General features: G+C 72.9%; 17 protein-coding genes. 6 read left to right on the top strand and 11 right to left on the bottom strand.

The window, feature by feature from the left end:
• Positions 1-8 precede the first annotated feature (8 nt).
• Genes AC3ET3_RS03525 through AC3ET3_RS03515 form a run of 3 tightly spaced genes read right to left on the bottom strand, consistent with a single transcriptional unit; the run spans position 9 to position 1,451 of the window.
• Positions 9-593: a flavodoxin family protein gene (locus tag AC3ET3_RS03525; protein WP_435611598.1), complete on the bottom strand. Its 585-nt coding sequence runs from the start codon at positions 591-593 to the stop codon at positions 9-11.
• A 55-nt stretch (positions 594-648) separates the two neighbouring features.
• The gene (locus AC3ET3_RS03520; protein ID WP_435611597.1) at positions 649-930 is read right to left on the bottom strand and encodes an amidase family protein; all 282 of its coding nucleotides are present in this window, start codon (positions 928-930) and stop codon (positions 649-651) included.
• Positions 927-1,451: a DUF6668 family protein gene (locus AC3ET3_RS03515; RefSeq protein WP_435611596.1), complete on the bottom strand. Its 525-nt coding sequence runs from the start codon at positions 1,449-1,451 to the stop codon at positions 927-929. Before AC3ET3_RS03515 ends, AC3ET3_RS03520 begins: the two co-directional genes overlap by 4 nt.
• Positions 1,452-1,644: 193 nt before the next feature.
• On the opposite strand from AC3ET3_RS03515, the gene AC3ET3_RS03510 reads away from it, so the two are divergent.
• A complete protein-coding gene (locus tag AC3ET3_RS03510) occupies positions 1,645-2,904 on the top strand; it encodes a tetratricopeptide repeat protein (protein ID WP_435611595.1) in 1,260 nt (419 codons plus the stop codon).
• A 48-nt stretch (positions 2,905-2,952) separates the two neighbouring features.
• Here AC3ET3_RS03510 and AC3ET3_RS03505 read toward each other — a convergent pair whose 3' ends face one another.
• The 3 genes from AC3ET3_RS03505 to AC3ET3_RS03495 all read right to left on the bottom strand — a co-directional run bounded on the left by AC3ET3_RS03505 (position 2,953) and on the right by AC3ET3_RS03495 (position 5,535).
• The gene (locus tag AC3ET3_RS03505) at positions 2,953-3,429 is read right to left on the bottom strand and encodes a VOC family protein (RefSeq protein ID WP_432134285.1); all 477 of its coding nucleotides are present in this window, start codon (positions 3,427-3,429) and stop codon (positions 2,953-2,955) included.
• Between the two features lie 34 nt (positions 3,430-3,463).
• Positions 3,464-4,474: an EamA family transporter RarD gene (rarD, locus tag AC3ET3_RS03500; protein ID WP_432134408.1), complete on the bottom strand. Its 1,011-nt coding sequence runs from the start codon at positions 4,472-4,474 to the stop codon at positions 3,464-3,466.
• Positions 4,475-4,680: 206 nt separating this feature from the next.
• A complete protein-coding gene (locus AC3ET3_RS03495) occupies positions 4,681-5,535 on the bottom strand; it encodes an SDR family oxidoreductase (RefSeq protein WP_435611594.1) in 855 nt (284 codons plus the stop codon).
• A gap of 91 nt (positions 5,536-5,626) precedes the next feature.
• Here AC3ET3_RS03495 and AC3ET3_RS03490 point away from each other — a divergent pair, with 91 nt between their 5' ends.
• On the top strand, positions 5,627-6,046 hold the full coding sequence (locus AC3ET3_RS03490; protein ID WP_432134283.1) for a winged helix-turn-helix transcriptional regulator: 420 nt from the start codon (positions 5,627-5,629) through the stop codon (positions 6,044-6,046).
• Positions 6,047-6,062: 16 nt separating this feature from the next.
• Here the strand turns inward: AC3ET3_RS03490 and AC3ET3_RS03485 are convergent, their stop codons facing one another.
• The 5 genes from AC3ET3_RS03485 to AC3ET3_RS03465 form a co-directional block, all read right to left on the bottom strand.
• On the bottom strand, positions 6,063-7,112 hold the full coding sequence (locus AC3ET3_RS03485) for a 2-oxoacid:ferredoxin oxidoreductase subunit beta (protein WP_432134282.1): 1,050 nt from the start codon (positions 7,110-7,112) through the stop codon (positions 6,063-6,065).
• A complete protein-coding gene (locus AC3ET3_RS03480) occupies positions 7,105-9,033 on the bottom strand; it encodes a 2-oxoacid:acceptor oxidoreductase subunit alpha (protein WP_432134281.1) in 1,929 nt (642 codons plus the stop codon). Before AC3ET3_RS03480 ends, AC3ET3_RS03485 begins: the two co-directional genes overlap by 8 nt.
• Positions 9,034-9,243: 210 nt before the next feature.
• Positions 9,244-9,903 carry a LuxR C-terminal-related transcriptional regulator gene (locus AC3ET3_RS03475; protein WP_435611628.1) on the bottom strand — a complete coding sequence of 220 codons (660 nt, stop codon included), beginning with the start codon at positions 9,901-9,903 and terminating at the stop codon, positions 9,244-9,246.
• 599 nt (positions 9,904-10,502) lie between these two features.
• On the bottom strand, positions 10,503-11,849 hold the full coding sequence (locus AC3ET3_RS03470; protein ID WP_432155475.1) for a sensor histidine kinase: 1,347 nt from the start codon (positions 11,847-11,849) through the stop codon (positions 10,503-10,505).
• Positions 11,850-12,025: 176 nt separating this feature from the next.
• Complete coding sequence (locus AC3ET3_RS03465) at positions 12,026-13,225, bottom strand: sensor histidine kinase (RefSeq protein ID WP_432134279.1); 1,200 nt, start codon at positions 13,223-13,225, stop codon at positions 12,026-12,028.
• Positions 13,226-13,452: 227 nt separating this feature from the next.
• Here AC3ET3_RS03465 and AC3ET3_RS03460 point away from each other — a divergent pair, with 227 nt between their 5' ends.
• The 4 genes from AC3ET3_RS03460 to AC3ET3_RS03445 are packed head-to-tail and all read left to right on the top strand — an operon-like array spanning position 13,453 to position 16,617.
• A complete protein-coding gene (locus tag AC3ET3_RS03460) occupies positions 13,453-13,848 on the top strand; it encodes an NADH-quinone oxidoreductase subunit A (protein ID WP_432134278.1) in 396 nt (131 codons plus the stop codon).
• Positions 13,839-14,465, top strand: a complete 627-nt coding sequence (locus AC3ET3_RS03455) for an NADH-quinone oxidoreductase subunit B (protein WP_432134277.1) — start codon at positions 13,839-13,841, stop codon at positions 14,463-14,465. The genes AC3ET3_RS03460 and AC3ET3_RS03455 overlap by 10 nt, the downstream gene beginning before the upstream one ends.
• Entirely contained in the window at positions 14,462-15,652 is a 1,191-nt protein-coding gene (locus AC3ET3_RS03450; RefSeq protein WP_435611593.1) for an NADH-quinone oxidoreductase subunit C, read from the top strand. Before AC3ET3_RS03455 ends, AC3ET3_RS03450 begins: the two co-directional genes overlap by 4 nt.
• Positions 15,649-16,617 carry a complex I subunit 1/NuoH family protein gene (locus AC3ET3_RS03445; RefSeq protein WP_432134275.1) on the top strand — a complete coding sequence of 323 codons (969 nt, stop codon included), beginning with the start codon at positions 15,649-15,651 and terminating at the stop codon, positions 16,615-16,617. The genes AC3ET3_RS03450 and AC3ET3_RS03445 overlap by 4 nt, the downstream gene beginning before the upstream one ends.
• Positions 16,618-16,692 lie beyond the last annotated feature (75 nt).

Raw genomic sequence — 16,692 nt, 5'->3', positions numbered from 1 at the left:
ACCGGGTGTCAGTCCTCGTAGGGGAAGCGCGCGGGGGGTGTCTCCCGCGCGAAGAACGTCTTGGCGCGGGCCAGCGCCTCGGTGTCCGTCAGCACGTCACCGGGCCTGCTGCCGTTGCCCAGCAGCACCCCGCCGAACCGCATGCGCAGGTACGCGGCCGAGTTGCGCAGGGTGCCCACGAGCGGGTCGGCGACCTCGGGCTCGCGGTGCGCGAGTGTGGTCACGCCCCACAGGGTGCGCCCTGCCATCGTTTCCCTGAAGTCGACGCCGGGCGTGCGCAGCCAGCCCGACCAGTGGTCCAGGTAGCGCTTGGTCTGCGCGGAGACCGAGTACCAGTACAGCGGCGAGACGATCACGATGTCCGTCGCGGCGAGCGTGGCGTCCAGCAGCAGCCCGGCGGCGCCCCCGGTGGGGCGGACGTGGTCACTGTCGTGACGCAGGTCCCGGAACTCGGGCAGCGGATGCTCGGTCAGGTCCACCCACTCCCGTGTCACGTCGGCGGGCAGCTGCTCGGCCGCCCGGCGGGCGAGGAGTTCGGTGTTGCCCTCGCTGCGGCTGCTGCCGAGCACGAACAGGAAGCGGCGGGTAGTCATCGGGTCCCCTTCCCCGGTGGGCCGGTCCGACGACCGACATGAACATGCATGTGCATTATATGCATGCGCAGGCAATCTGGAGCAACGTCTCCTCCGCGCCGTGCCGTGCGACGACCTGCAGCCCGGCCAACGGCAGCACCGCACCGGCGGCCACCAGGGCGTCCACCTCGGCGGCCCGCCGCAGCGCCCGCTCCGGCCACACGTCGGCGAAGGCGGACAGGACGGGGTCCACCCGCTCGATCCGGTGAAGGGCCTCGCGCACCACGTCGACGGCCCGCCCCCGGCCCGTGCCGACGTCGGCGGCGATGTCGACGGCCCGCCGACACGGCTCCCTCACCGCCCGCCCGTCGTCCCGGCGAGCCGTACGAGCGGCCCGGTGCCGCGCGGCGGAGGGCCGGTGAGGTCGCCCAGGCGCCAGGCGGGGACCCAGGGCACGCGGTGGACGGCCACGACCTCCTCCAGACACCGCACCCGGACGGCGAGCGGACGGGGCAGCCGGCCCGGCGCGTCCGCGACCAGCACCACCGCGTCCAGGCCGAGCCCGTGAGGTGCCTCTCCGCGCCGGAAGGCGTCGACCGCCCGCGCGGCGGCCGCCAGACCGCCGGCGTGCGTACGGGCCACCAGCAGCACGGACGCCGGCACGTCGGGGCCGGGCCAGTCACGGCCGCAGTCGTGGCCGCCGTAGACCGCCGCGAGCGTGGTCGCGCCCGCGCCGCCGTGCACGGCCACCCAGGAGCACCGGCGCGGGCCCGGGACACGGGCGGCCGGGGGGTCGTACGGCGGTGCGGGCGTCGTTGCGCCGACCGGGCCCCGGATCCAGATCTCCGGTCCGCGTCCGTCGCCCCCCGTGGTCCGCATCCGCCCCGCCCCTCCCTGTGGCCGCCGCCCCCGTTCCCGGCAGTCTCGTCGGGTCTGGAACGAGGCTGTGACGTCGCGGTGACGTGTGCAGCGGGGCGAGCGGCGAGACTCAACAGTACGTGTACGACGGGATCGTGACGCTGGGGAGTGTGAGCCGTACGGCGTCCCCACGCATCCGAGTGTGAGGGAACCGATGTCTCGACTCAGCCGCGAGAAGCAGCGGGAAACGGCCGTGGTGGTGCCGCTGGAGGTGCGCGTCCCCGGAACGGGGGCCGCGGGGGCCACGATCGGCGGAGTGCCGGTCGGCGCCACCGGCGACGAGGAGATCCACCACGCCGTGCTGCGCCACCTCCACCGGGTCGCGCTGGCCACCGGCCACCCCGTGCTCGCCACGGTGCACGACTCCCGGATCGGCTATGTCGTCCCCCTGCGGGTCGACCCGGACGGGTCCAGCCACTTCACGGCGGAGCCGGTACGGACGGGCGCGCTGCAGGAGGCGGCCCGCTCGGCGGCCGACTCGCCGCCCACCTTCCGGCTGCGGGCGGTACCGTCCAGCCCCACGCCGCCCGAAGCAGGAGCCGAAGTAGAAGCAGAAGCCGGGTCCGACTCCTCCCCTTCCCCTTCCGATTCAGCCTCGGCCTCCGCCTCCGGCGCCATCCCGTCCCCCGGTACGGCCACCGCCCCCACCGGGGTCTTCGGCCCGCCGCCGAGCATGCCGCTCGCCGCGGAGCCGACGGACGCCGAGGCTCCGGCCGCCGTCCGCACGTCGTTCGAGCCGGTGCCCATCACGCCCCCGGCCCCGCTCCCCGTAGCCCCGGCCGCCCGAGTCGCCCCCGTCGCCCCGGTCGCCCCGGTCCCCGAGGACGCCCTGGTCGCCGAGCTCGCGATGGAGGACGCCAGGCCCACCCCGGCCCGCGGGTTCGACGCGGTGGCCGAGGCCGTGCTCGCCGAGGAGGAGCCCGGCGCCGGACCCGGCGGGGACGCGGCGCTGCTCGCGGAGCCGATGCGGCGGGTCAACGCGGCGGTGCGGGCGGGCCGTACCGAGGAGGCCGGGCAGATCGCGGACCACACCGTGGCAGAGGCGTCGCAGGCGCTCGGCCCGCACCACCCCGAGGTGCTGCGGCTGCGCGAACTCACTGCCTACATCGCCTACTTGGCCGACGACCCGCTGCGTGCCTTCCACCTCTCCCTGGACCTGACCCGGATTCACCGTCGGCTCGGGGACGCCGAGGCCGCCTACGGCAACGTGCAGAGCGCGGCGGCCGCCTGGCGAGCGGTGCGCGACCCGCTGCAGGGGCTGGACCTGGGTCAGGAACTCCTCACCCTGTGGACCGAACTGACCACCGAGGACGGCCCCGCCGCCGACGAGGCCGAGGCACTCGACTCCGCCCGCGCCCGCATGCACCGACTCACCGACCGGGCCCGCAAGGCCGGCCGGGAGCCGGGGCGCTGACGCGGACGGCACCCAGGGAGGCAGCCGCGGCCGGGCGGTGAGCCCGGCTCACTGCACGCAGAACTCGTTGCCCTCGGGGTCCGCCATGACCACCCACCGGCCGCCCGGTTCCGCCACCTCGCGCAGCACGCTCGCCCCCAGCGCCGTCAGGCGCTCGACCTCGGTGGCGCGCCGCTCGGCGCCGGCGTGCAGGTCGAGATGGAGCCGGTTCTTGCCGGACTTCTCCTCCGGCACCCGCTGGAACAGCAGCCGCCGTCCCAGGCCGGTGCCGCTGTCCGGGTCGTACGGGTCCTGCGGGTGCCGTACCGCGACCAGGTCACGGAAGGCGGGCCGGCCGTGGTACTCCACGGTGGCCTCGCCCGGCAGCATCCCGCCCTTCAGCAGCCGTTCGATGAGCGCGCTGTTGTCCTCGGCCTCGTAGTGCAGGGCGGCGGACCAGAAGTCCGCCTGGGCGTGAGGGTCGGCGCAGTCGATGACGAGCTTCCAGTGCAGGGGCGCGGGGGATGAGGTCTGATCCGGCGTCATGCGACTCGTTATATCGAGTGCGCCGACGCCGTTGCTACGGCTTGACCTTCAGTGGCGCGTCGGCGGTGTCGGCCGTCCCGGCGGCGGCCGCCGTGTCGGCCGGGGCGAGTTCCTGGGCCGGTACCGCGGCAGAACCAGAAGCGGAAGCCGAAGCGGAGGCCGATGCGGAAGCCGAAGCGGAAGCAGCACCGGCAGCGGCGGCGCGCAGGGCGCGGGCGGAGCGGTGGGCGGTCCGCAGTGCGTCCCAGGTGAGCAGGGTCAGCGCCAGCCAGACCAGGGAAAAGCCGGCCCAGCGCTCGGGCGGCATGGCCTCGTGGAAGTAGGCGACACCGAGCAGGAACTGGAAGACCGGTGCGAGGTACTGCAGCAGGCCCAGTGTGGACAGCGGCACGCGGATCGCGGCCGCGCCGAAGCAGACCAGGGGCAGCGCGGTGACGATGCCGGTCGAGGCGAGCAGGGCGGCGTGCCCCGTGCCTTCGGTGGTGAAGGTGGACTCGCCGCGGCCGGTCAGGAACATCAGGTAGGCCAGCGCCGGAAGGAACTGCAGGGCGGTCTCGGCGGCCAGCGACTCCACCCCGCCGAGGTTGACCTTCTTCTTCACCAGTCCGTACGTGGCGAAGGAGAACGCCAGCACGAGGGAGATCCACGGCGGCCGGCCGTAGCCGACGGTCAGGACGATCACCGCGGCGAGGCCGATCGCGACGGCCGCCCACTGGGCCGGGCGCAGCCGTTCCTTCAGCAGCAGGACGCCCATGGCGATGGTGACCAGCGGGTTGATGAAGTAGCCCAGCGACGCCTCGACCACGTGGCCGGTGTTCACGGACCAGATGTAGACGCCCCAGTTCACCGTGATCACGGCGGCCGCCACCGCGACCAGTGCCAGTCGGCGCGGCCGGCGCACCAGTTCCCCGGCCCACGCCCAGCGCCGCACGAAGCACAGCGCGACGGCGACGAAGACCAGGGACCACACCATGCGGTGGGCGAGGATCTCCACGGGCCCGCCGGGCTTGAGCAGCGGCCAGTACAGGGGCACCAGGCCCCACATGCCGTAGGCGGCGAAGCCGTTCAGCAGACCTATGCGCTGATCGCCCTTGGGCTGTGCGGCCACGGCACCCTCCTTCTCGTCTCGCGCACGCGCGCGTGGCTCGAAGGTAGCGCCGGACACCCCCGCCTGTCATGCCCGTATCGCCATACGGTCATGACAGGCGGGGGTGGGGTTGTTCCGGGCGGTCCTGGGCGGTCCGGAGTGGGTCAGCCCTGGAGGGCGGCCCTGATCGCCTCGGAGACGGGGGTGGTCGGGCGGCCGATCAGCCGGGACAGGTCGCCGCTGGTGACGACGAGCTCCCCCTTCTCGACCGAGAGGTCGACGCCCGCGATGATCCGGGCGAGCGGCTCCGGCAGGCCGGCGCCGGTCAGCACGGACACGTAGGTGTCGAGCGGGACGGGGGTGTACGCGAGCTCCTTGCCGGTCTGCCGGCCCACCTCGGCCGCGTACTCGGCGAAGCTCCACGCCTCGTCGCCGCCCAGCTCGTACGTCGCGTTCTCGTGGCCCTCGCCGGTCAGCACCGCGACCGCGGCGGCCGCGTAGTCGGCGCGGGCGGCGGACGAGACCCGGCCGTCGCCGGCCGCCTGGACCACGGCGCCGTGCTCCAGTACCGGCGCGAGGTTCACGGTGTAGTTCTCGTGGTACCAGCCGTTGCGCAGCAGCGTGTACGGCAGGCCGGAGGCGAGCAGCGCCGCCTCGGTGGCGCGGTGGTCGTCGGCGAGCGCGGCCGTCAGGGTGCCCGGCGCGCTGGTGTACGCCAGCAGGGCGACCCCGGCGGCCTTCGCGGCGTCGATGACGGCGCGGTGCTGGCCCGCCCGGTCGTTGCCGATCTCGCTGCCGGAGATCAGCAGCACCCTGTCGCCGGCCGCGAACACGCCGTCGAAGGTCTCGGGGCGGCTGTAGTCGGCGACCGCGATCCATACTCCGCGGGCCGCGAGACCGGCGGCCTTGGCCTCGTCGCGCACGACCGCGGTGATCCGCTCCGCGGGGACCTTCTCCAGCAACTGCTCCACGACGTGCCGGCCGAGGTGTCCGGTGGCTCCGGTGACGACGATGCTCATGATTCACAACTCCTTGTGGGGTGGCTCTGCCGCTAACCCTAGGAGTAGCGCTAACTGAACGAAAGTACCCACTTTGAAGTAAGGTACTGGCATGGCAGTAAGTAAGCAGGAGGGCCGCCGCCCCGGCGACACCGAGGCCATGTGCCCCTACCGCCTCGTCCTGGAGCACGTCACCAGCCGCTGGGGCGTACTCGTGCTGATCCAGCTGCTCGAGGGCACGCACCGCTTCAGCGAGCTGCGCCGGGCCATCGGCCGGACGGGCGGCCGGGGCGTCAGCGAGAAGATGCTCACCCAGACCCTGCAGACCCTGGAGCGCGACGGCCTGGTCCACCGGGACGCCCGGCCGGTGATCCCGCCCCGCGTCGACTACTCCCTCACCGGCCTCGGCCGGGAGGCCGCCGAGCAGGTGCGTGCCCTGGCCCGGTGGACCGAGACCCGGCTGGCCGACGTCGAGGAGGCCCGCCGGGCATACGACGAGGCCCGGGCGGAGAACCGCTCCCGGGCCTCGTGACGGGCGTACGCCGGACTCAGCCGATGACCGTCCAGGTGTCGCCGCCGGTCAGGAGTGCGGCGAGGTCGCCCTTGCCGTGTTGTTCGACGGCGGTGTCGAGCTGGTCGGCCATCCGGTCGTCGTAGACCGGCCGGTCCACGGACCGGAACACCCCGATCGGTGTCCGGTGCAGGGTGTCGGGGTCGGCGAGGCGGGAGAGGGCGAAGGCGGTGGTGGGTGAGGTGGCGTGGGCGTCGTGGACCAGGACCCGGCTCTCGTTGTCGGGTGTCACCTCGACGACCCGCAGGTCGCCGGTGTCCGGGTCGCGTACGACGCCCTGGGAGGCGTCGCGGCCGAAGCGGATCGGCCGGCCGTGTTCCAGCCGGATCACCGCTTCCTCGGCCTGCTGCCGGTCCTTGAGCACCTCGAAGGCGCCGTCGTTGAAGATGTTGCAGTTCTGGTAGATCTCGACGAGCGCGGTGCCGGGGTGGTCGGCGGCCTGGCGCAGTACCTCGGTGAGGTGTTTGCGGTCGGAGTCGACGGTCCGGGCGACGAAGGACGCCTCGGCGCCCAGGGCGAGCGAGACCGGGTTGAAGGGGGAGTCCAGGGAGCCCATCGGGGTCGACTTGGTGATCTTGCCGAGTTCGGAGGTGGGACTGTACTGGCCCTTGGTCAGGCCGTAGATGCGGTTGTTGAACAGCAGGATCTTCAGGTTGACGTTGCGGCGCAGGGCGTGGATGAGGTGGTTGCCGCCGATGGACAGCGCGTCGCCGTCGCCGGTGACCACCCACACGGACAGGTCGCGGCGGGAGGTGGCCAGGCCGGTGGCGATGGCCGGGGCGCGGCCGTGGATGGAGTGCATCCCGTAGGTGTTCATGTAGTACGGGAAGCGGGAGGAGCAGCCGATGCCGGAGACGAAGACGATGTTCTCGCGGGCCACGCCGAGCTGCGGCATGAAGCCCTGCACGGCGGCGAGGATCGCGTAGTCGCCGCAGCCGGGGCACCAGCGCACTTCCTGGTCGGACTTGAAGTCCTTCATGGACTGCGCGGCCTGCGCCTTGGGGACCAGCTTCAGCGTCTCAGTCATCGATGGCCTCCTTCAGCGCGGCGGCGAGCTGTTCGGCCTTGAACGGCATGCCGTTGACCTGGGTGTGGGAGTGGGCGTCGACCAGGTACTTCGCCCGGAGCAGCAGGGCGAGCTGGCCGAGGTTCATCTCGGGCACGACGACCTTGTCGTACCGCTTGAGCACCTCGCCGAGGTTGCGGGGGAAGGGGTTGACATGGCGCAGGTGGGCCTGCGCGATGCGGCCGCCCGCCCGGCGGATCCGGCGCACCGCCGCGGTGATCGGCCCGTAGGTGGAACCCCAGCCCAGCACCAGGGTGCGCGCGCCGTCCGGGTCGTCGACGGCCAGGTCCGGCACGTCGATGCCGTCGATCTTGGCCTGCCGGGTGCGGACCATCGTCTCGTGGTTGGCGGGGGCGTAGGAGATGATGCCCGAGCCGTCTTCCTTCTCGATGCCGCCGATGCGGTGCTCCAGGCCCGGCGTGCCCGGGACCGCCCACGGGCGGGCCAGGGTCTGCGGGTCGCGCAGGTAGGGCCAGAACACCTCACTGCCGTCGTCCAGGGTGTGGTTGGGGCCCTGCGCGAACCGCACCGTCAGGTCCGGCAGCTCCTCCAGCTCCGGGATCCGCCACGGCTCGGAGCCGTTGGCCAGGTAGCCGTCCGACAGCAGCATCACCGGCGTGCGGTAGGCCAGCGCGATCCGGGCCGCCTCCAGCGCCGCGTCGAAGCAGTCGGCCGGCGTGCACGGCGCGATCACCGGCACCGGCGCCTCCCCGTTACGCCCGAACATCGCCTGCAGCAGGTCCGCCTGCTCGGTCTTGGTCGGCAGGCCCGTCGACGGGCCGCCCCGCTGGATGTCCACGACCAGCAGCGGCAGCTCCAGCGACACCGCCAGCCCGATCGTCTCCGACTTCAGCGCCACCCCCGGCCCCGACGTCGTCGTCACCGCCAGCGACCCGCCGAACGCCGCGCCCAGCGCCGCACCGATCCCGGCGATCTCGTCCTCCGCCTGGAAGGTACGCACCCCGAAGTTCTTGTGCCGGCTCAGCTCGTGCAGGATGTCCGAGGCCGGCGTGATCGGGTACGAGCCCAGGAACAGCGGCAGGTCCGCCTGCCGCGAAGCCGCGATCAGACCGTACGACAGCGCCAGGTTCCCCGAGATGTTGCGGTAGGTGCCGGCCGGGAACGCCTTCGCCGCCGGCGCCACCTCGTAGGAGACCGCGAAGTCCTCCGTGGTCTCCCCGAAGTTCCAGCCCGCCCGGAACGCCGCGATGTTCGCCTCCGCGATCTCCGGCTTGCGGGCGAACTTCGAGCGCAGGAACGCCTCCGTGCCCTGCGTGGGCCGGTTGTACATCCACGACAGCAGCCCCAGCGCGAACATGTTCTTGCTGCGCTCGGCCTCCTTGCGGCTGAGGTCGAAGTCCTTCAGCGCCTCCACGGTCAGCGTGGTCAGCGGCACCGGGTGCAGCTGGTAGCCGTCCAGCGACCCGTCCTCCAGCGGCGAAGCCGCGTAGCCGACCTTCGCCATCGCCCGCTTGGTGAACTCGTCCGTGTTGACGATGATCTCCGCACCCCGCGGCACGTCCCCGATGTTCGCCTTCAACGCGGCCGGGTTCATCGCCACCAGTACGTTCGGCGCGTCGCCCGGGGTGAGGATGTCGTGGTCGGCGAAGTGCAGCTGGAACGAGGAGACACCCGGCAGGGTGCCGGCCGGAGCGCGGATCTCCGCCGGGAAGTTCGGCAGCGTCGACAGGTCGTTCCCGAACGACGCCGTCTCCGACGTGAAACGGTCACCGGTGAGCTGCATACCGTCACCCGAGTCACCCGCGAACCTGATGATCACCCGGTCCAGACGACGCACGTCCTTCGCACCGGCCGGTTTTCGCTGTTCTCCCACGACGCTTGCGTCGGCCTGCTCCGCTGGGCTGCTGACCTGACTGGTCACTGAACTGGACCTCCCTGAGGCGGCTGTCGGGGAGCGGTCTGTGATCTCTACCAGACCTTCCCGAAATCAACCCTACGTCGATAAGGGCGTACCTTGATTTCCCGGCGTTGATTTCTCGGCGGTTCATGAAACAGGTCGGTATTTCACGAGGTCGGACCGCGGTTCACGGGATCCGGTGCGGGCGGTCGGCGATTCACGGGACCGACCGCCTCACGAGTTCAGGTAGGTCAGCACGGCCAGCACCCGGCGATGGTCCCCGTCGCTCGGCGAGAGCCCGAGCTTGAGGAAGATGTTGCTGACGTGCTTCTCCACCGCGCCGTCGCTCACCACGAGCTGCCGGGCGACGGCCGAGTTGGTGCGCCCCTCCGCCATCAGGCCCAGCACCTCGCGCTCCCGCGGGGTGAGCCCGGCCAGCACGTCCTGCTTCCGGCTGCGCCCGAGCAGCTGCGCGACCACCTCCGGGTCGAGGGCCGTACCGCCCTCGGCCACCCGCACCACCGCGTCCACGAACTCCCGCACCTCGGCCACCCGGTCCTTGAGCAGGTAGCCGACGCCGCGACTGGAACCCGCCAGCAGTTCGGTGGCGTACCGCTCCTCCACGTACTGCGACAGGACGAGTACCCCCAGACCGGGGTGCGCCTTGCGCAGCTGCACCGCCGCACGCACCCCCTCGTCGGTGTGCGTCGGCGGCATCCGCACGTCCGCCACCACCACGTCCGGCAGCGCGCCCTGGTCGTACAGCTCGGTGACCGTCTTCACCAGGGCCTCGCCGTCGCCCACCCCGGCGACGACGTCATGCCCTCGGTCGGTCAGCAACCGGGTCAGGCCCTCCCTCAGCAGCACCGAGTCCTCGGCGATGACCACCCGCACCCTGTCCTCCACGTCCTCTGCTCCCCCGTGCCCCGGCAGTTGCCGGGGTCCAGCATTCCAGCATTGAGGACCTTGGTGGGCCGGGGCAACGAGAATAGGGACCGGACCAGGGAATTCCGGGGAACGAACCGGGCCGACCGACCGCCGATTCCGGCCGCCCGGCCCTTTTCCGGCCACATTGGCTCAGCGCTTTCCCCCCACCCGCGTGCCGCGCCCGGCGATGCTCCGCCGGGCCGTGCTTCGGTTCCGTGCCGGAGCGATGGTCCGCGGGGTTGTGCTGCCGTGCCGCGCCGACGCCCGCCGCGCCCCGCTGCGGCGGTTGCCGCCGGGTTGTGCTTCGGTTCCGTGCCGGGGCGGTGTGGCCGCGGGGTTGTGCCGCTGTGCCGCGCCGACGCCGCGCCTCGCTGCGGCGGTTGCCGCCGGGTTGTGCTTCGGTTCCGTGCCGGGGCGGTGTGGCCGCCGCGTTGTGCCGCCGCCCCGCACCACGGGCGGCTCCATCCCCCCGACAGGCTGCGGCACGGGGGCGGACAGCCGCCGTCCCGCGCCCCGGGCGGCTCCACCGCCACCCGGTGGGGCCGCCCGCTGGGCAAGCGGTGTTCTCACACCTCCGCGCCGCGCCACGGCAGCTCCGCCGTCACGCGGGTGGGGCCGCCGGCCGGGGAGTCGACCATCAGGATGCCGTCGACCGCGTCCAGGCGGCCCGCCAGACCGGCCAGCCCTGAGCCGGCCGTGGTGTCCGCGCCGCCGACACCGTCGTCCACCACCTGCAGCAGCATCCGGTCCTCCGACCGCCACACGTCCACCGACGCCGAGCGCGCCCCGCTGTGCTTGCTGACGTTCTGCAGCAGCTCCGACACCGTGAAGTACACGATCCCCTCGATAGCCGGGGCCGGCCGCTCCCGCAGGTCCACCTCCACGCGCACCGGCACCGTGCAGCGCGAGGCCACCGACGACAGGGCGGCGTCCAGGCCCCGGTCGGTCAGCACGGCCGGGTGGATGCCGCGCGCCAGGTCGCGGAGCTCCTGCAGCGCCGTCTTCACCTCGCCGTGCGCCTCGTCCACCATCCGCGCCGCCGTCCGCGGGTCCTCCCGCAGCTTCTCCTTCGCCAGCCCCAGATCCATCGCCAGCGCCACCAGCCGGGCCTGCGCGCCGTCGTGCAGGTCCCGCTCGATGCGCCGCAGGTCGGCGGCCGCCGCGTCGACCACGACCCCCCGGTCCGACTCCAGCTCCACCACGCGCGACGCCAGCCGCGACGGGCCGAGCAGCCCGTGCACCAGCAGCCGGTCCACCATTGTCAGCGCCCGCACGACCCACGGCGTGGCCAGCGTGAACACCAGGCCCACGCCCGCGGTCACCGAGATCTCGAACGGGTTGTCCAGATAGACGCTGTGCTGCTCGTCCCCGTACAGCTGCAGGCCGTCCTGGCCGCCGTACATCGGGAACACCCAGAACCACAGCGGGTACGTCAGCAGGCTCCAGCCGGTCGTCCACAGGGCCACCGTCACGGCGAACGAGAACACCGCCCACGGCAGCTGCACCAAGGCGTACAGCAGGCTCCGCCAGGAGGTGCCGCTGCGCAGCGTCGCCCCGATCCAGCCCATCGGGCCGTTGCGGCGCGGCCGCAGCGGCTCCGGCGCCGCCACGTCCAGCCGCAGCAGCCCCCGCGCCCGCGCCCGCTCCAGCGCGCCGAAGCCCCGGCACCCGGCCAGCCCCGCCGCCAGCACCGGAACGCCGAGGAACGTCACCAGCAGGCCCACGCCCAACGACGTCATCGTCACCGCGAACGTGAAGAGCAGCACGCTCACCGGCAGACCCGTCAGCACGTACGCCAGCTCCCGCCAGGCCCGCGCCTCCACGGGCGCGCGCAGCGCGGCGGGCAGTCGGCGCGGGCGCTCAGCGGCGGCCCCGGGGGCCGGCCCGTACTGCTGTCCGTACTCCATGACCATCGCCGTCGTCCATTCTCGTCATGAGGCTCCGCTGTCGTACCTCCACCCTCGCCGCCCCGCGCGGCCGGAACCATCCGGCCCGTCGGCGTCCCGGGAGGGGGGTTTTCCCCACCCCGGCCCCGCCGGGCAGCGGGGGCTGCACCGCGGTTCGCGGCCCGGCCCAGCCGGGCCCGGGGCTACGCCGGTTCGCCGCGGTCCCGCCAGGGGAGCTCCGCCGTGATCGTCGTGGGGCCGCCGGACGGAGAGTCGGTGACGAACAGGCCGTCGACGGCGTCCAGGCGCTCGGCAAGACCGCGCATACCGGTGCCGCCGTCGAGCCGCGCCCCGCCCCGGCCGTCGTCCACCACCTGGATCAGCAGCCGGTCGTCCGTGCGCCACACGTCCACCGACGCCGAGCGCGCCCCGCTGTGCTTGCTGACGTTCTGCAGCAGCTCCGACACCGTGAAGTAGGCGATGCCCTCGATGGCCGCCGCCGGCCTGCTCACCAGGTCGACGGTCACCTTCACCGGCACCGTGCAGCGCGAGGCCACCGACGACAGGGCGGCGTCCAGACCACGGTCGGTCAGGACCGCCGGGTGGATGCCGCGCGCCAGGTCGCGCAGCTCCTGCAGCGCCAGCTTCACCTCGCCGTGCGCCTCGTCCACCATCGCCGCCACCGCGTCGTCGGCCCGGCCCTCCAGCAGCTTCTCCTTCGCCAGGCCCAGCCCCATCGCCAGGTTCACCAGCCGGGCCTGCGCCCCGTCGTGCAGGTCCCGCTCGATGCGCCGCAGGTCGGCGGCAGCGGCGTCGACCACGACACCCCGGTCGGACTCCAGTTCGGCGATACGGCGCTCCAGCTCGTCCGACGGCGACAGCAGCGCCCGCACCATCGCCCGGTCGGCGTTGGCCAGCCCCCGCGCCAGGAAGGGCAGCACCGGCCAGAGCACGAACAGCGACGTCACCGTGGTGACGAAGGTGAGGATGCCCCACGGAAGCCGCATGAAGTCGTACAGGATCGTCCGCCAGCCCACCGGGTCCTTCAGCACCAGCCACAGCCGCTGCAGCCCGCTCTCCCGGCGCAGCGGCAGCGGGGTCGGCTCGTCGATCCGCACCCCCAGCAGCGCCCGGGCCCGCGCCCGCTCGACCCGGCCCAGCAGCCGCGCCCCCGTCAGCCCCAGCGCCAGCAACGGCAGGCCGACCACGGTCAGGGACAGCGCGGCACCGGTCACCATCACCGTCATCACGTACATGAAGCCGATCAACGCCATCGGCAGGTTCGCCAGAAGGTGCGCGATCTCCCTCCACGTGTGCTCGTCGAAGGCGAGCCGGGGAGGCGGCGGCGCGGGCTCGTCGGCGCGCGGGGCGCCATGGCGCCGGGTGGGCTGCGATGCGGTCATATGGGCTAGCGTGCCGTGCGGTGGCCTGCCGCGCCATGAGGTCGGCGCCCGCCCGGAACGGGGGAAAACCCCACCCTTGCCGCGTTCCCGCATCTCAAGGCGCGACGGGCTGCTTACCGTCCCTTTATCAGGGCCTAGACTCCCGTGCGTACAGATCGTCGAACAGTGTCGAGGCGTCGTCCGGACATGGTCGAGGCAGGGTCGAGGACAGGGAGCGAGGGACCGACGTGCGGGAACCGACCGTCGTCGTCGCGGCGGACTACTTCCAGTCGTACTCGGTGGTGGGGCTGCTCGCCGTCGTCGGCGTGCTGTTCGTCGCCGTCGCCTTCGGGGCGGGCCGCCTGCTGCGCCCGGTCGTGCCCACCCCCGAGAAACTCCTGACGTACGAGTGCGGGGTCGACCCCGTCGGCGAGGGCTGGGCGCACACCCAGGTCCGCTACTACGTCTACGCCTTCCTCTACGTGATCTTCGCCGTCGACTCGATCTTCCTCTTCCCCTGGGCGACGATCTTCGCCGCCCCCGGCTACGGCGCGACGACGCTCGTGGAGATGTTCGTCTTCCTGGGCTTCCTCGCCGTGGGCCTGCTGTACGCCTACAAGAAGGGCGTCCTGTCATGGACGTGAACCCGGGCACGGACGTGAACCCCGCTCCCGTGCCGCTCCCCGAGCCGAAGCGGCTGGGCGCGCTGGCCCGCCTCGCCCCCGAGCCGATGAAGGTCGTCCTGAACTGGGGCCGCCGCTACTCGCTCTGGGTCTTCAACTTCGGCCTCGCCTGCTGCGCCATCGAGTTCATCGCCGCGTCGATGGCCCGCCACGACTTCATCCGCCTCGGTGTGATCCCCTTCGCGCCGGGGCCGCGCCAGGCGGACCTGATGGTGGTCTCCGGCACGGTCACGGACAAGATGGCCCCGGCCGTGAAGCGGCTCTACGAGCAGATGCCCGAGCCGAAGTACGTCATCTCCTTCGGCGCCTGCTCCAACTGCGGCGGCCCCTACTGGGACTCCTACTCCGTCACCAAGGGCGTCGACCAGATCATCCCGGTCGACGTGTACGTCCCCGGCTGCCCGCCCCGGCCCGAGGCGCTCCTCCAGGGCATCCTCAAGCTTCAGGAGAAGATCGCCCGCGAGTCGCTGGGGGAGCGGTACGGCCACGGCTCCCCGGCGGGCCGGCCGTCGGCCGACGCCCTGCGCAGCGGCCTGGTGCAGCCGCCGGCCCCGTCCGGGGAGGGGGACGCCCGATGAGCACGGCCGGCTGGCTGCCCGCCCCCGCCGAGGAACTCTTCGGCCCGGACGCCACGGCCGGGGAGTCCTACGAGGTCCTCACGGTCGACGTCCCGCCGGGCTCCTGGACGGACGCCCTGCGCACCGCCCGCGACGAGCTGGGCTGCACCTACTTCGACTGGCTGAGCGCGGTGGACGAGCCCGGCGAGGGCTTCCGGATCGCGGCCCACGTCGTCGCGCTGGGCCCGGTCCGACGGCTCCTGCTGCGCACCACGGTGCCGCACGAGGCACCCGCCCTGGCCTCCGCCGTCGACGTCTACGGGGGCGCGGCCTGGCACGAGCGCGAGACCCACGAGATGTTCGGCGTGACCTTCGAGGGCCACCCCGGGCTGGACCACCTGCTCCTCCCCGACACCTTCGAGGGACACCCCCTGCGCAAGGACTTCGTCCTCGCGGCCCGCGTCGCCAAGGCGTGGCCCGGCGCGAAGGAGCCCGGGGAGCAGGCGGCGGGTCCGGGCCACGGCGGCCCCAAGCGCCGCCAGATGCTTCCCCCCGGTGTTCCCGACCCCAACGAGTGGGGCCCGCTCAAGGGCCAGCTCCCGCCCGCCCCGGCCCGTCCCGCCCGCGGCACCACAGCGGCGGGCCGCCCGGGCGCCGGCCGCGCGGCGGCGGGAGAACGACCCCCGCGGCGCACCCGTACGGCGGCGGAGGGCTCCGCCAGCCAGGCCGGCGCCCCCGGCCGTGGCGCGCCGGAGTCGAACCAGAACCAGGGCAACAAGCAAGGCCAGCACCAGGGCAAGAACCAGGGCCAGGGGAACCAGGACCGGGGCCAGGGAACGGGCGCCGCCGGCTCCACGGGCCGGAGCGGGGCCGAAGGGACCGCTCCCCGGAGCGCCAGGCCCCCGGCGGCCCCGCGCAGCGCCGACGCCCCGTGGCACCACTCCCGCCCGGCGTTCGAGGAGCCCCGGCCCGAGCCCGACAGGGGGCCGGAGTCCGACCGGAAGCCCGAGTCCGAGAAGGGGCCGGAGCCCGAGAGGAAGCCGGAGATCGAGAAGGGGTCGAAGGCCGACAGGAAGCCCGAAGCTTCCGAAACCTCTGACACACCCGCCCCCGCCCCCGCGCCCACACCCGAAGCCGAAGCCGAAGCCGACCCCGGCGGCACCGAGGGTCCCGGCACCCCCGACACCCCCACAGGAGGCGAGCAGTGAACGACGCCCTCGACGTCGCCCTGCGACTCCTGATCGTCTTCGGCGTCTTCCTCACCTTCCCGCTGATCATCGGTCAGACGGAACACAAGGTGATGGCCCACATGCAGGGCCGCCTCGGCCCCATGTACGCCGGCGGCTTCCACGGCTGGGCCCAGCTCATCGCGGACGGCGTGAAGTTCGCGCAGAAGGAGGACGTCGTCCCCGCGGACGCGGACCGCCGTATCTTCCAGCTCGCCCCGGCCGTGGCCCTGCTGCCGTACCTGCTGGTGCTGCTCGCCGTCCCGATCGGCCCGAGCGAGGGCGCCGTCGGCCAGGTCGTGGACGCGGGCGTGTTCTTCGTCCTCGCGGTGATGGGCGTCGGCGTGCTCGGCTCCCTGATGGCCGGGTGGGCCAGCGCCAACAAGTTCTCCCTCCTCGGCGGTCTGCGTACCGCCGCCCAGCTGCTGGCCTACGAGCTGCCGATGCTGCTGACCGCCGCCTCCGTGGCGATGGCGGCCGGCACCGTCTCCCTGCCCGGCATCCTCGACGCCTTCGAGTGGTGGTGGCTGCCCTGGCAGCTCGTCGGCGCGATCGTCTTCTTCGTCGCCGGCCTCGCCGAGCTCCAGCGACCGCCCTTCGACATGCCCGTCGCCGACTCGGAGATCATCTTCGGCGCGTACACCGAGTACACCGGTCTGCGTTTCGCCCTCTTCCTGCTCGCCGAGTACGCCGGCATCGTCGTCCTGTGCGGTCTGACCACCGTCCTCTTCCTGGGCGGCTGGCACGGCCCCTGGGGTGCCGACGGTCTCGGCTGGGTCTGGACGCTGCTGAAGGCCGCCCTGCTCGCCTTCGTCGTCATCTGGCTGCGCGTCACGTACCCCCGACTGCGTGAGGACCAGCTGCAGAAGCTCTCCTGGACCCTCCTCGTCCCCCTCTCCCTCGCTCAGATCGCCCTCACCGGCATCGTCAAGGTGGTGATCTCCTAGTGGGTGAGTCCCTGCCGCCCTCCCGGCCCCGCATCCCCGGCTCCGGCCTCGCCAAGGGCCTGGCCGTCACCCTGC

The sequence above is a fragment of the Streptomyces sp. bgisy159 genome (assembly GCF_057707805.1).
This window is presented reverse-complemented; position numbering and strand designations above follow the sequence as displayed.